This window comes from Desulfosporosinus sp. SYSU MS00001, assembly GCF_049943955.1.
GTDB lineage: Bacteria > Bacillota > Desulfitobacteriia > Desulfitobacteriales > Desulfitobacteriaceae > Desulfosporosinus.
The window spans coordinates 329021-343257 of sequence record NZ_JBNFTW010000005.1 but is presented as its reverse complement, the minus strand read 5'-3'; the positions used below and the strand labels follow the sequence as shown (position 1 = coordinate 343257).

At 41.2% G+C, this 14237-nt stretch carries 13 protein-coding genes and 1 other RNA gene; 10 read left to right on the top strand and 4 right to left on the bottom strand.

The genetic code is table 11. From position 1 onward, the window contains the following. Positions 1-101: 101 nt before the first annotated feature. Positions 102-1106, bottom strand: coding sequence for an extracellular solute-binding protein (locus ACPUYX_RS11875; RefSeq protein ID WP_426379868.1), 1005 nt, complete (start codon positions 1104-1106; stop codon positions 102-104). 530 nt (positions 1107-1636) lie between these two features. On the opposite strand from ACPUYX_RS11875, the gene ACPUYX_RS11870 reads away from it, so the two are divergent. From ACPUYX_RS11870 to ssrS, 7 genes are all read left to right on the top strand, one after another. After that, positions 1637-3433, top strand: a complete 1797-nt coding sequence (locus tag ACPUYX_RS11870) for an aldehyde ferredoxin oxidoreductase family protein (protein ID WP_426379867.1) — start codon at positions 1637-1639, stop codon at positions 3431-3433. A 148-nt stretch (positions 3434-3581) separates the two neighbouring features. Beyond that, a complete protein-coding gene (locus ACPUYX_RS11865; RefSeq protein ID WP_088227319.1) occupies positions 3582-3806 on the top strand; it encodes a MoaD/ThiS family protein in 225 nt (74 codons plus the stop codon). Continuing rightward, positions 3807-4493: a HesA/MoeB/ThiF family protein gene (locus tag ACPUYX_RS11860; RefSeq protein WP_426379866.1), complete on the top strand. Its 687-nt coding sequence runs from the start codon at positions 3807-3809 to the stop codon at positions 4491-4493. It abuts the gene before it with no gap. A gap of 27 nt (positions 4494-4520) precedes the next feature. Further along, positions 4521-5762: a gephyrin-like molybdotransferase Glp gene (gene glp, locus ACPUYX_RS11855; RefSeq protein ID WP_426379865.1), complete on the top strand. Its 1242-nt coding sequence runs from the start codon at positions 4521-4523 to the stop codon at positions 5760-5762. 35 nt (positions 5763-5797) lie between these two features. Continuing rightward, entirely contained in the window at positions 5798-7705 is a 1908-nt protein-coding gene (locus ACPUYX_RS11850; protein WP_426379864.1) for a molybdopterin biosynthesis protein, read from the top strand. 112 nt (positions 7706-7817) lie between these two features. Then, the gene (locus ACPUYX_RS11845) at positions 7818-8081 is read left to right on the top strand and encodes a hypothetical protein (protein WP_426379863.1); all 264 of its coding nucleotides are present in this window, start codon (positions 7818-7820) and stop codon (positions 8079-8081) included. Positions 8082-8283: 202 nt separating this feature from the next. Continuing rightward, a non-coding RNA gene (gene ssrS / locus ACPUYX_RS11840) (6S RNA) lies at positions 8284-8468 on the top strand. 78 nt (positions 8469-8546) lie between these two features. Here the strand turns inward: ssrS and ACPUYX_RS11835 are convergent. After that, positions 8547-9062: a hypothetical protein gene (locus ACPUYX_RS11835; RefSeq protein WP_426379862.1), complete on the bottom strand. Its 516-nt coding sequence runs from the start codon at positions 9060-9062 to the stop codon at positions 8547-8549. A gap of 152 nt (positions 9063-9214) precedes the next feature. Here ACPUYX_RS11835 and ACPUYX_RS11830 point away from each other — a divergent pair, with 152 nt between their 5' ends. The 3 genes from ACPUYX_RS11830 (at position 9215) to ACPUYX_RS11820 (ending at position 12360) form a co-directional block, all read left to right on the top strand. Beyond that, on the top strand, positions 9215-10375 hold the full coding sequence (locus ACPUYX_RS11830) for an RNA-guided endonuclease InsQ/TnpB family protein (RefSeq protein ID WP_426379861.1): 1161 nt from the start codon (positions 9215-9217) through the stop codon (positions 10373-10375). A gap of 404 nt (positions 10376-10779) precedes the next feature. Continuing rightward, the gene (locus ACPUYX_RS11825; RefSeq protein WP_426379860.1) at positions 10780-11757 is read left to right on the top strand and encodes a uroporphyrinogen decarboxylase family protein; all 978 of its coding nucleotides are present in this window, start codon (positions 10780-10782) and stop codon (positions 11755-11757) included. A 93-nt stretch (positions 11758-11850) separates the two neighbouring features. After that, a complete protein-coding gene (locus tag ACPUYX_RS11820; RefSeq protein WP_426379859.1) occupies positions 11851-12360 on the top strand; it encodes a CinA family protein in 510 nt (169 codons plus the stop codon). A gap of 36 nt (positions 12361-12396) precedes the next feature. Here the strand turns inward: ACPUYX_RS11820 and ACPUYX_RS11815 are convergent, their stop codons facing one another. Further along, positions 12397-13074, bottom strand: a complete 678-nt coding sequence (locus ACPUYX_RS11815) for a methyltransferase family protein (RefSeq protein ID WP_426379857.1) — start codon at positions 13072-13074, stop codon at positions 12397-12399. Between the two features lie 123 nt (positions 13075-13197). Beyond that, positions 13198-13836 (bottom strand): lactate utilization protein, encoded by a 639-nt coding sequence (locus ACPUYX_RS11810; RefSeq protein ID WP_426379856.1) that lies wholly within the window; start codon positions 13834-13836, stop codon positions 13198-13200. Positions 13837-14237 lie beyond the last annotated feature (401 nt).

The following is a 14237-nucleotide window of genomic DNA, read 5'->3' as shown; positions in this document are numbered from 1 at the left end:
TTAAGTAAATGCAAAATATTATGCTATTCAACGAATTTGAAATTACCATAATACGTCAACACGTCAGATAGAGTTAAACTCCATCTGATGTGTTTTTATAACTATTTTTGCGGCCAGGAGCTGACTAACGAGCTTAAAGAGGAAGGGACTTTGCTGACATCATTGGCATAAGGCTTAGGCAGCATTCCGAAACCGTCTTTTTGGAAGATTGCCTGCCCTTCAGGTCCGAAGAGGAAAGCGGCATATTTCTGCGCCCAATCTGCGTTTGCAGCATTATTGGGTATGGTCAAAGCGTAAACGATTGGCATACCGGTCAGATTTCCATTCTTTGTTTGTACATTGGCTTCTTTGTAGGAATCGGCATATTTAGGATCACTGAGGTTAATTTGAGCTGGTAATTGTAAGTATTTTAATCCATGCTGTAAGGCATCCGATTTATAGATTGCTAAATAATCAATCTGTCCGGCTTGAAGAGCACTTAAAAGCTCAGTTTCTGTATCGCGGATATTTGTTGCCGGAGCATTGGCCAGAATATTCTTGGTTAAGTCAGGAGCTTTATAGTATTTCTCAGCTAGATTTAACATTTGTAAGGTTTGATAGCCGGAAGGATCAGTGTCAGGATTCGATCGACCAATTTGCACACCTTTTTCAGCAAGCACTTGATACCAGTTATCCGGCGTTATTTTATCGTGGCCTTTGCTTTGATTCGTATAAACAAAGGTAATTTCATTGCTGGCAAAACCAACATACCAATCGGTATATTTTTGCTGACCATTGCTGCCAAACATGTATTTAGGGATAACAGTATAATCGGCTACTGCCACTAAGTCAGCCGGCTGTTTCAAATCCGTAACTTGTTTAACCATCTTAACACTGCCGCCAAATTGAGGATGCACGGTTACGTTAGGATACTTCTTTTGAAAAGCTTCATCAACTTGTTTAAACGGCACTGTTAAAGTTCCTGCCGCTAAAATGTTTAATGTCACTTTTTTATCAGGAGTGGAGCTGCTGGTTCCTCCTGTAGTGCTATTTCCGCTACTTGTACCGCACCCAGTGAGCACGGTAAGTATAGCGATTAGTAATAATGGTATTATTCTTTTTTTCATTTCTCTAACTCCTCCCTAAATTGAAATGTTTTTGCAATCAGTCACCAACTATTTTTTGTACTTAATGTTTAAGACAACATTGGTGGCTGTCTGCTTATCTATCAGATAGTATAACCTCCAATATATTTGGCCGTCAATAATTAAGTTTGGTTTAATTTAATATAATTTGGTTTAATTATAATTATTTTGATTAAATTGTGTGTGGTTTTTTGATTTAATGGTCAAAAATGTTTAAGTTTGGAGCAGTTTGAATTCCGGACTGTTCAAATTTGGCGCACTATTTAATTTGCATTACCTCGCTACAATTCTAAGAATTAATTTTACAATGTTGTTTTGAATTTAATCTAATTTGATTTAATTTGTTTTAATTGGATGTATCTTGGTTTGGATTGATAAATATTCAAGCAAGTCGAAAAATTATTATAACACTTTATATTGGCATTAGAATTGCTTTATATAGTTGTCATACTTCGTCTTAGTTAATTTGTTCAACTATGTGCTGAGATAAGATAATCATGAGGAGGAAGATTATGGTTGGTTATACTGGGAAAATATTACGTATTAATTTGACAGAAGGCAAAATAACTACGGAAGCTTTAAATATGGAACTGGCTAAAAAATATCTGAGCGGTCGTGGTCTTGGCGGAAAAATGTGTTTTGATGAAGTAGGCCCTGATGTAGATCCTCTTTCACAAGAAAATAAGATATTTATTTCTGCAGGAGTTCTGACAGGTACCAACGCTCCCACAGGCGGACGTTACATGGTTGTCACAAAATCTCCTCTTAATGGAGCTATTGCGTCTTCCAACTCAGGCGGATACTGGGGAGCACAATTAAAGTTTGCCGGTTGGGATATGGTAATCTTAGAAGGCAAAGCGGTAAATCCACAATATATATCCATTCTCGATGATAAAGTAGAAATTAAAGATGCTGCTCATCTTTGGGGACAAGATGTCTATGCCACCACCGCTGCTCTCTTAGAGGAATTTGGAGATCCAAAAGCAAAAGTTTTAACTATTGGCCCTGCAGGTGAAAACCTTTCCATGAACGCAGCAATCATGAACGATAAATTTCGTGCCGCTGGGCGTAGTGGTGTAGGTGCTGTAATGGGGTCGAAGAACCTTAAAGCGATCGTATGCCGTGGAACAGGCAAGGTCGAAAATGCTAAACCGGATGATATGAAAAAAGTTCTCCGTTTGGCTTTAGCCAAAATTAAAGAAAATGGTGTAACAGGTCAAGGACTTCCAACATATGGTACGGCTATTCTTGTTAATATTATCAATGAGAGTGGAATATTTCCTTTCAAAAATTTTCAGGATTCCTATGATCCCGATGCCGATCTGACCAGTGGCGAAACAATGACCGAAAAGCATTTGATCAAAAAAGACCCCTGTTTCCGTTGCCCCATTGCTTGCGGTCGTTATAACAAATGGAAAGACGGAGAAGGTGGCGGCCCTGAATACGAAGCAGTATGGTCCTTTGGCGGAGACTGCGGTGTTCATGACTATGATGCGATTCATGTTGCCAATGACTTATGCAACAAACTAGGTATGGATTCGATTTCAGCTGGTTGTACCATAGCAGTAGCTATGGAACTTGTTCAACGCGGATATATTAAGCAAGAGGAACTGGAAGGGGTACCTCTGGAATTTGGAAATAGCCAAGGTATGGTTGAATGGACACGTAAAATGGGGTATGCCGAAGGTGCACTAGGAACTAAATTAGCCGCTGGTTCTTATCGCTTGGCTGAAGCGTATGGTCACCCGGAACTATCCATGTCAGTTAAGAAGCTCGATATTCCGGCATATGATCCACGCGGTATCCAAGGCCATGGACTTCAATATGCTACAAATAATCGCGGTGGTTGTCACGTTCGAGGATACATGGTTTCTCCTGAGATTCTTGGTTTACCGCAAAAACTGGATAAAGACTCCCTTGAAGGAAAAGCTGGGTGGGTTAAGATCTTTCAAGATCTCACGGCTGTAATTGATTCTATTGGAATGTGCTTATTCACTTCGTTTGCCTTGGGGCTCTCTGATTACACCGAAATAATCAATGCTGTGACAGGATGCAACTACACGGATGAAGAAATCCTGCAATGTGGAGAACGAATTTGGAACCTAGAACGTTTGCAGAATTTGCGCATAGGCATGACTAAAGCAGATGACACACTTCCAAAACGTTTATTAGAGGTTCCGATTCAATCGGGAAGTTCCAAAGGAAGTGTTCATAGATTACCTGAACTTCTGCCTGCTTACTATGCCGAACGTGGCTGGGACGAAAATGGCGTACCAACTGCCGAAACTCTTGCAAAATTAGGGATTTAGTAGGTATATCTTACGATTGACTCGATAATACTGTATGCTACCTCAAATGGGGGATCTTTATGGTCCCCCATTTGAGGTAGTATGATTTTGAGTAATTCAATGTGGACAACTTTGCGTCCAAATCATGGATTAGAACGGAGGACAGAAGGTGCGTGTAATCGTTAAATTGTTCGCTACATTTCGCGATGGGCGTTTTAAGGTCAGAGAGTTTGACTTTCCCGAAGAAACATGCGTTCTTGATGTTATCCAATCCTTAAACATTACACCTGAAGAAATAGCCATCTGTTATCGTAATGGGAAGGATGCCAAGCCAGATACTGTGTTGCATAATGATGATACCTTGGCGCTATTTCCACCGGTAGGAGGGGGATAAATGGTTTTCGAAGGCCGGTATCGTCGTAATAAGAAAACATTAACCGATGAGAATCAGCAAAAATTAGCGAATTCCGCAGTTGCAATTGTTGGCTGCGGAGGTTTAGGCGGGCATATTGCCGAACAACTTGCTCGTATTGGGGTTGGCAAATTAATCCTGTTTGACGGTGATCGTTTCGAAATAAGTAACCTTAACCGCCAAATCATGGCTACAGAGCTTAATATCGGACAGTGGAAAGTAGAAGCAGCACAGGAACGATTAAAAATTGTAAACTCTGAGATCCATGTTGATGCTATTAAAGGCTGGTTTAGAGAAGATACCGGTCCCGAACATTTACAGGGAGTCAATCTCGTGTGTGATGCCCTTGATTCCAGAGAAACTCGTGTTATGTTGGAGAGGGTCTGTCACCAAATGAATTTGCCTTTGGTATATGCCAGTATCGCGGGTTGGTATGGTCAGCTGGGAGTGAGTATGCCGGGGGATTTTAGTGCTCAGTGGTTATTCGGACGAGGTGATAATGGTGTTGAGAAGACTTGGGGTAATCCAGCGTTTACACCTGGAGTTTTGGCTTGCTTAAGTGTTGCTGAAACTGTAAAAATACTTATCGGGCGCCAGCCCTCTTTGAGGAATGCTTGGCTGCAAGTTGATTTGCTAACCATGGAATTTGAACGATTTGAAATTGAGTGATTTTGGAGGAGAAGGAGTTAATGAGACATGGGAAGCAGCAGTGAACTTTTTAAAGTCAAAACATTAACAGAGGCGATCGAAACCTTAAAACCCTATGTTCTCTCTTTATATCAACACGTTGAAAAAGTTTCTTTGGAAGATTCGTTAGGACGTATTGTAGCCTGGGATATACCGGCGACCTGTGAGCTGCCCCATTTTCGCAAATCAACGGTGGATGGAATGGCTGTTCGGGCTGAGGATACCTTTGGAGCCAGTGAGAGTATGCCGGCCTTAATCCAATGCCGCGGAGAAGTGCTCATGGGCAAGGCTCCCGCGGAACAATTAGAGAAGGGGATTGGCATTTTAATCCCCACAGGAGGAATGCTTCCGGAAGGTGCAAATGCTGTTGTAATGATTGAGCATCTCGAAAACTTTGGTGAGGGACTTTATGGTGTTACTAAGTCTGCTGCACCTGGGGAAAATCTGATTGATATTGGAGAGGACCTGAGCAAAGGAGAGGTTATACTTCCGGAATTTACTCGGATAAGAGCACAAGAAATGGGGCTTCTTGCATCTCAAGGGTTAGTGACCGTCCCAGTTTTGCCACGATTCCGAGTTGGGATTCTTTCTACCGGTGATGAAATTATTCCACCGGATCAAATACCGCATCCTGGCCAGTCAAGAGATATCAATGGCTATACATTACTTGGGCAAGCCATTGCTTGTGGTGCCGAAGCTCATCACTATGGTATTGTCAAGGACGACTTAGAAAAAATGCGCACAATATTAACTACGATGTTACAGGAAAACGATATAGTTCTGCTCTCCGGCGGGAGTTCCGTTGGTTCGAGAGATCTGTCTGCTCAGCTTATTGACGAACTTGGAGAGCCAGGGTTGCTTTTTCACGGCTTAGCATTACGACCAGGTAAGCCTACTATAGGCGGAATCGTGGATCAGAAACTGATTTTTGGGCTCCCCGGTCATCCTGCCTCAGCAATGGTCGTATTTGATACAATTGTCCGTCCGTGGTTAGATGCCTCTGTTTTACATCCTAAATCCGAGCCCTTGCCTAAGGGAACAATAACCCAGAATTTATACTCTGGGAGTGGCAGGGAGGAATTTATTCGAGTCCAACTTAGTTCAAACGGGGATAAGTGGGTAGTTGAACCGATTCGTGGAAAATCCGGCCTGATACGGACGATGGTTCTGGCAGATGCTCTAGTACACATCGGCTTGGATACAGAGGGTATTGAAGCAGGACAGGATGTATATTTTCGGCTTATCCGTTAACTTTGGATAACTGATGGAATGGGGGTAAGGTAATCGTGGAACGCAGAATATATCTAAAAAGTATGGCTTGGCAAGAAGGGCTGTCTATAATGATGGAAAAGCTTGCTGAATGCTGTGTGCCTAAAAATGAAATTGTGGATAGTTGTTCATCTTTACATCGAGTTACAGGTAATATTGTTCGCGCTAAGAGAAGTTCGCCTCATTTTGCTGCTTCGGCGATGGATGGCTATGCTCTTAGGGCTAAAGATACCTTTGGAATTTCGGAGCGCGAGCCGCGTTGGTTAGAACTTGGGGTCCAGGCGATTCAAGTCGACACAGGAGACCCTATACCTCAAGGAATGGACGCGGTGGTTATGCTGGAAGATGTCTTGCAAGTAGGTGAACGCGGCATCTTGCTGCAGGCTCCAGTTGTTCCCTGGAACCATGTTCGGCCGGTCGGCGAAGATCTTGTAGAAGGAGAAGTGCTACTCCCAATACATCATCTAATTCGTCCTCAAGATCAAGGGGCCTTATTAGCCGGTGGGGTTTTGCAAGTTGAAGTTCGCCGTAAGCCGCGAGTGGGGATTTTACCGACCGGAGACGAAATACGTCCACCTGAGGCAGAACTTCAGATAGGTGATATTGTGGATTCAAATTCCCGTGTGCTTGCTTCTTTAGTTCAAGAATGGGGTGGGGAAGCTACAGTATGGCCGATAACGCCGGATCAGCCATACTTATTGGAAGAAGCTATGCTGCAGATGGCCGAATCGCAGGATATTCTGGTCATCATCGCAGGATCCTCACAGGGACGCGATGACTATACGGCCCAGTTAATTGAAAAACATGGTGAGCTATATCTTCATGGTGTTGCAATCAAGCCTGGTAAACCGGTTGCTCTTGGGGAAGTCCGGGGAAAGCCAACGATTGGCATCCCTGGTTATCCGGTATCTGCTTTTCTGACTGCCCATTTGTTCTTAGAGCCTTGGGTCAAAAATTTGCAGGGATTAAGCAAAATGCCACCCTCGACCCTCGATGCAGTTATCAGCAAGAAAGTCTTCTCCTCCTTAGGAAGTGAAGAATTTGTCAGGGTTAAAGTAGGAAAGGTCGGCGATCGTTGGGTTGCTGCTCCTTTGAGCCGGGGGGCAGGCGTGACAATGAGTCTGGTTAGAGCAGATGGGATACTTCGGGTTCCCCGCTTGCAGGAAGGGTTTCATGAAGGAGAGACTGTGCCCGTTGAGTTACTGCGGCCTATCACTGAGTTAGAGGAAACTTTAGTTTGCATTGGATCCCATGATCTTACTCTCGATGTTTTGAGCAGTCATATGAAGGCCCGGGGAGGAAATGGAGGATTAGCCTCAGCGCATGTTGGCAGTCTTACCGGAATTTTGGCTTTACGCAAAAGGGAAGCACATTTTGCAGGGATTCATTTACTCGATCCGGAAACTGGGGACTATAACCGCACATATCTACAGCGCTTCTTGCCGGAAAGAGATGTTGCCTTGATGAATTTGGTATACAGAACGCAGGTTCTTATTGTACCCAAGGGAAATCCTCTTAATATAAGAACTTTGGAAGATTTAGTCCGGCCCGGGATTCGATTTATAAATCGTCAGGGTGGATCTGGAACTCGAGTATTATTGGATTACCTGCTTCAGAGGCAAGGCCTTAATAAAGAAAAAATTATAGGGTATGAACGGGAGGAATTTACGCACTTAGGTGTTGCCGTAGCGGTCGCTTCGGGATCAGCGGATGTGGGGCTGGGCATTCAAAGTGCAGCAGAAGCTCTGGGCTTGGATTACATTTTTATTGGGGAAGAACGCTATGATCTGGCGATCCCAAGTGAATATCTTGAAGAACCGCGTATGCAAGCAATGATCTCGGTTGTTCAAAGTAAGGATTTCCAAGAAGCTGTCCTTGCTCTTGGCGGATATGACGTTAGGGAAACCGGAATATTTTATACGTGATTAAAAATGAAAATCTGGCGCAAACTCCAACGCTAGCAGCAGCTTTGGTCCTCTTATGCTTTGAAAGCATTTCTTAATTTATTGAGGGAGTATATACAGGAGCTGTATCGAAATGATATTTGCCGAAAAAGCACTAGAAATGAGAGGAATTCGGAGGGCAGAAATAATTGACTATTTTAAAAGTATGCATGGAGAAGAAGTCAGCGATGGAAAATTTATTGTTCGCGAGTCGAATGTTGAAGTAAGCGAAGAAAGTTTTATTCATATAGGCTCATTTAAGCTTCCTGCGATAAAAGTTAAGTTCCGTGGCACCACGGAACTTATAGAACCCTTAATTTTGGCTTTCAGTTTAAACTTTTTACGTGCCGGAGGATAAATGAAATTGATAATAACGTCATGATTGATTCATCAATGGAATTCCACATGAATAAATTAATCATTCCCCCGGCGAAAAAGGCGGACCGAAAACCTTGGGATGAGTTAATTATCATGCCAGTTTGTGATGGAAGGCAAGATCCTTTGTCAACCATAAATTACCTAATTGCCTTTTAAACTTAAACTTGTTATAATGAATTCCAACAAACCTGCGATGTGCGAAGATTTGATTTGGTTTTGATCCTATTTGAAATTTCGGGAATTTGAAAAACTTACTGATTAGGTCAGGCCTCTGCTATTAGAGGAAGACTGAAAAGTAGGGTGAAAATGCCCACCTGCGAGAGCGGGGTTAAAAACCAAATTATCTAAACGGCTTTGCGGGGAATTTAATTGGTGAAATGTAATCCAGAGCAACGAAATGCTCTGGATTTTTTCTTATAAAGGAAATTGGCAATGCATCATAACATTATTCAAGTTCAATTAAATCACTTAAATAATAAATTCTCTCTTCTTTTCCTGTTCCGAGTTTATCCCAACTTATTCGAATTTTATTGTCATCAAGTAAATCTTTAAGGAAATAAACGCTTTGCCCGTTAAGATAGACCTCTGCGCTTTCGGTATATTCTGCCTTCAGCTCATTTTTGTTATCTTGCTCGCTATACCCTCCACTTAACTCAATAACCTTTCCTCCCTTTGCAATTGTTTTCGATAGGTGTTCAAAGGTTATCTTTCTATTTTTAATTAGAGCTAATGGTTCAGTATATTTAATTTCTAAACTTACGTTTCTAAAATCATCTATTTTTGAAGCAGCAAATGATTCATCCTTACGTTCCTTAATTCTATTATAGTCGGAAATAGTGATCGGTCTTATAGCTGCTGTTATTGATATTTTAGGTTCAATAAACCTACATAGATATGTAAATATTCCGATAAATAAAATAACTAATATTACTATGATACAGCTAAGATATAAGCGTCTCATGGTTTTCTCCTCCTATCAAAAACTGGCATATATGTACAAAATCCTATATTAAATATTATACGAAAGTGAAAAAATAAAAGAATAAAAGAATAAAAGAATTTTCATCAGAAGGATATCTAAAATATATGTGGAAAGCATAAAGGAATTTATAAGTGGAATTATCTGGGGATTTATTCAGCGATACATTGCTGAACAAAAAACAAGGGGGTAAGCATTTGCAAATCACCATAAAAATCAAGCTACAGCTGACAAGTGAACAACGTCAGCTCCTCAGTGAAACTACTAAAGAGTACATACGCCTGGTCAATCAGGTTGTTTCAGACTTCGTTTCAGCAGACGCGCATCTCAACTATTCAAGTAAAGACGTAGTGGCGATCCTACCCAGTGCCGTTAAAAATCAAGCCATTCGAGAGGCCAAGAGTGTTTTCACGAAGTACAAAAAAACGGTTAAAGCAAACGCCAAACTAAAACCTGAAGAACAGAAAGAAATTAAAGTCCCTATACTCAAAAAAGCGGTAGCTATCTGGAACAATCAAAACTATGCGATTAAAGGCAATATACTCTCGTTTCCTGTAATTATTGACGGCAAATCACAGCGTCTTGAGATTGAAGCTATCCTAACGAATTATCAGCAAGAACGGCTGATCGGTAAATTGGGCAGCCTTAGAATAACGCAAAAGTCAGGTAAATATATGGTTCAAATCGCTGTTGAAGCTGCTAAACAACTCAATATAGCCGATAAGGTTATGGGTGTTGATTTAGGGCTTAAAGTTCCTGCTGTGACTACAACTGAATCTGGTAAAACCAAATTCTTCGGTAATGGCAGACAAAACAAGTTTATCAAGCGTAAACATCGGTCAGTTCGTAGAAAACTCGGCAAACTGAAGAAACTCAAAGCTATACGAAAACGCCATGATAAAGAACAACGTTGGATGAACGATACTGACCATAAAGTGAGCCGACAGATCGTGAATTTCGCGAAAGAAAACAAAGTGGAAGTCATTCGATTAGAAAAACTTTCTGGTATACGCCAGACGGCAAGAACAAGCCGTAAAAACGAGAAGAATCTACATACTTGGAGTTTCTATCGCCTAGCATCGTTTATCGAGTACAAGGCCTTTCTGGAAGGTATTCGAGTTGAATACGTCAATCCTAAATACACAAGCCAAACATGCCCGTCTTGTGGTAAACGTAACCATGCTAAAGACAGAAAGTATCAATGTGAATGTGGATTTAAGGCTCATCGAGATCGAGTTGGTGCGATTAATATAATCTCAGCAACTGTGGTAGCTGGTAACAGGCTATCAGCCTAGAGTACCATTGTGTACTGCTCTAGGACGGGCTAATGGCATAGCCCTGAACTTGGGGTCATACTCCGATACTAGAAATAGATTTTGGTTTAATCACCCAAGAATCCCACCGGCTTCAGCCGTGGGAATGTCAAATATTGGGAAGCACTTCGCTTGTTAATAATCTCTGCCATTCTATTTGGTAAGATTGGCTATAATGTTTAATGACAAATAATAGGAATGTTATCTTGCTTTAGTTAAATCCTTCCGCAATTTGGATATTGTAATCAAAGACATCTTGTATTTTGACGTGTTTCGGAAGATAATAAAATCGCTATACATATTCAACATTTTGCTATTTTAAACCTGCTTGTGGTGGTTGTTGAAAATCTTAAAATTGAATCTAAAAGTAATAAGGAGGCCGAATCATGTTAACCCCAAGACAGAATTTGTTAGAAACAATCAGAGGTGGCAAACCTGATCGTTTTGTCAACCAGTATGAATTCATGGAAATAATCATGGAAACCCGTTTTGATAAAAAACTTCCGATCGGAGGGGAGGGCGTAAACAGCTGGGGAATCACTTATAGATGGCCCGAAGGACAGATTGGTCAGTTTCCTGTGCATGATGAGGATCACAAGGTATTGAAAGATATCACCGAGTGGAAAAAGTACGTTAAAGCACCGGTGATCTCGACATCTGAAGAATTCTGGGCTCCAGCCATAGAGCATGCTAACTCTGTGGACCGCAATGAAAAATTCGTGACGGCGTTTGTTGCACCGGGAATTTTTGAACAGTGCCATAATCTCATGGGCATGGAAGATGCTCTGATGGCCTTATATGAAGAGCCAGAAGCCATGCATGAACTCATCGATTACCTAGTTGATTTCGAGCTGGCTTATGCAAAAGAAATAATCAACCACATCCATCCCGATGCACTTTTTCATCATGACGATTGGGGCAGTCAGAAAAACTCGTTTATTTCTCCGGAAATGTTCGAAGAGTTTTATTTGCCCGCTTATAAAAAAGTCTACGGTTTCTATAAAGCCAATGGCGTCGAACTTATCGTACATCACAGCGATTCCTATGCCGCTAACCTCGTTGACTATATGATTGAAATGGGAATTGACATCTGGCAGGGAGTCATGACGACCAATAACACGCCGGAGCTGATCAAGAAATACGGCGGGAAAATCTCTTTCATGGGCGATTTGGACAGCGGTACCATCGACTTCCCAGACTGGACGCAGGAGATCTGTGGGGAAGAAGTTAGAAGAGCCTGTACAAATTGCGGAAAGCTTTACTTCATTCCCTGTTTAACCCAGGGCCTGGGCGTTAGTTCCTTCCCCGGTGTCTATGATTGTGTTAGCGCCGAGATTGATAAAGAAAGCAAGGAAATGTTTTAAGTGAAGAAAACCTCCGAAGACATCTCCGGAGGTTTTCTCTTCATTAATTTTGGGCCGCAAAGCTTTACTCATTCCTAAGGAGGTGAAGTTTTTATGAGTGCAAAAAGAGTTGTAGATCTGCTTAAAGAGCTGTCTGCAACCATCACAACTGTTGAGAGTTGTACAGGAGGACATATCATTTCCACGATTACAGATGTAGAAGGAGCATCAGATGTCACTCCAGGGGGTTATGTTACTTATTCAAACCGCCAAAAACTAGCTATTGGAATTTCTGAAGATATTATTGAGCACTATGGCGTATATAGCTTAGAGTGTGCTAAGGCCATGGCAGTTGTTGGTCAGAAGAATACCCAAGCTGATTTTAGTGTTGGGGTAACCGGAACCTTCTCAAATATTGATTTACATAATGAAGGCAGCGAACCGGGGGTTGTCTATTTCTCAATAGTGTTTAAAGAGGAGCAAGCAATCGCTGAAAAAATAAATGTCCCGATAATGGAGAGGCATGATCAAAAGCAATTTGTTACAGAAATCGTACTGAAAAGAGTGGTGGATGTTCTTGAATCGATACATAAGGCGATATTAAATTTTAAGGTCAATGTGTAAACACCCTACTGGAACGTTCTCAACGTCTTTAGATATTTACCAAAGTAAAGGTATCAAATGATAACGAACCTTTTTACAATATTCTGTATAACCTGAGAGGTTTTTAGATAGGAATTTTTCCTCGTCCAGAAGCCGAAGAACAATGGTAAGGATTAACGGCATTACAAAGAGTACAGCCCAATATGAACCTAAAGCAATAGGTGAAAATATCATCATGAGTATTGCCCCAGAATACATAGGATGACGCACTAACCTATAGGGTCCTGTTGAAATGACTTTCTGATTTTTATCTACTTCAATTATAGCGGAAGTATAGCTGTTCTCTTTGAAAACCAGAAATACTATGTAAAATCCTAATAAAACAAAAGCATTGGCCAATAAACTAATATTTAGGGGAACACGGGACCAATGAAAGCGAAAATCAAGCCCTGCAAAAATGAATACAAAACAGAAAAACAAATTTGCCAGGGCTTGTATCGCTTTCTGGCTCTTTTCTTTTTCGGCGGTTGCTCCTGCTTTGAGACGACGTCCCAACAATTGCGGATCCTTTTTAAATAAGTAAAGAGTTATAAGTATTACCGAAATTGAAAATGTCAGCAGGTAGATCCAAGCCTGCAGGTAATTAATTGTCCATGCAGGTAAAAAAATAAATGCAGCCAGAGATATTATAAGCATTGTAAATCCGGCTAATGTTCTACCTAATAAGTTATTCATCACAAACCCTCCAATTTCTACCTGGAGCTTATTGTTCCGTAAAATCCCTCAACAATAATATACCCAAAATAGAGAAGAAGAGGCAATTGCAATATCTTTCATTAAATAATGCCCTTTGCAGAATTAATATCCGCAGCTGTCACCAATAATTAATACCGTTATATCTGCCGCCATCGGCTTCTTCCTCATTACAGAATATACCCTGCATATTCTGGTTGGGGCTTGACAATTAACACATACACCGTTTTTAGTACAAGGATTGGGAGTCTCCAGTCTTTTATTATTCATAGGAGCTGCAATCCCTTCTAATCTTGCAAAGGCGGCAGCTTCATTTTTACATAGTTTGTTGACACCAGCTGCGATAATAACCTTTTTGGGACCGAAACTCATGGCAGCGACTCGATTCCCTAAGCCATCAACATTAACAAGCATACCGTCCAGAGTAATGGCATTACTGCTGCACAAGTATAAGTCACTTAGCATTTCTTGCCGGGAAATAGCTATCTTTTCTTCCGGGGCAATACCAGGCGCACCGTGGTCTAAAACTTTGCCGCCGACAGCGTTAACTTTATCTTGAATTCCCATGTTCTTGATTGTCATTGACCCGCCAAAACCTACGGTCATTTCTGGCTTAACGTGATTCATAATAAAAGCCGCCGCTTCCTCAGCGGTTGCAAAGTACACCGCGTCAAATTCATTCTTTTTTAAAGCTTCAACAGCCTTGTGCCCAATTGTTTCATTATGCCATTCATTAATTTCCATGATAATTCCCCCTTTTTCTTGCTTAAATAACGACTTTTAAACCTGTTATTATTATTGCTCCAACGTTTAGTTTATGAGCGAGCTATATGTATAATTATATATAATAGTTAAAAATATGAAAGTATGCACTTTTAGGGTAGATACTATCTAAAAGGAATGCTACATATATTTAAATTAAAGTCAGTTTTCAGTAATGAAGATAATTTATACAGTTTTTAAGCCCCCCACTTCTATAAGTGGGGGTGGGTCCTTCGTTAACTTCAGGTTGGGTTGAGTCCTCCTTCGCCGCTTAGTATTCCTTTTGGGAAAGGCGGCTCGGCAATAATGTCCACTGGACATTATTGTATCTGAAGCACCGATGTTCAGCTTTAGCTGAACGAGTTCACTCGCAGGATTGTGCA

What these genes read in the sequence shown, in the direction of transcription:
- ACPUYX_RS11875 (WP_426379868.1), bottom strand. Translation starts at nt 1,106, where the DNA reads ATGAAAAAAAGAATAATACCATTATTACTAATCGCTATACTTACCGTG.
- ACPUYX_RS11870 (WP_426379867.1), top strand. Translation starts at nt 1,637, where the DNA reads ATGGTTGGTTATACTGGGAAAATATTACGTATTAATTTGACAGAAGGC.
- ACPUYX_RS11860 (WP_426379866.1), top strand. Translation starts at nt 3,807, where the DNA reads ATGGTTTTCGAAGGCCGGTATCGTCGTAATAAGAAAACATTAACCGAT.
- glp (WP_426379865.1), top strand. Translation starts at nt 4,521, where the DNA reads ATGGGAAGCAGCAGTGAACTTTTTAAAGTCAAAACATTAACAGAGGCG.
- ACPUYX_RS11845 (WP_426379863.1), top strand. Translation starts at nt 7,818, where the DNA reads ATGATATTTGCCGAAAAAGCACTAGAAATGAGAGGAATTCGGAGGGCA.
- ACPUYX_RS11835 (WP_426379862.1), bottom strand. Translation starts at nt 9,062, where the DNA reads ATGAGACGCTTATATCTTAGCTGTATCATAGTAATATTAGTTATTTTA.
- ACPUYX_RS11825 (WP_426379860.1), top strand. Translation starts at nt 10,780, where the DNA reads ATGTTAACCCCAAGACAGAATTTGTTAGAAACAATCAGAGGTGGCAAA.
- ACPUYX_RS11820 (WP_426379859.1), top strand. Translation starts at nt 11,851, where the DNA reads ATGAGTGCAAAAAGAGTTGTAGATCTGCTTAAAGAGCTGTCTGCAACC.
- ACPUYX_RS11815 (WP_426379857.1), bottom strand. Translation starts at nt 13,074, where the DNA reads ATGAATAACTTATTAGGTAGAACATTAGCCGGATTTACAATGCTTATA.
- ACPUYX_RS11810 (WP_426379856.1), bottom strand. Translation starts at nt 13,836, where the DNA reads ATGGAAATTAATGAATGGCATAATGAAACAATTGGGCACAAGGCTGTT.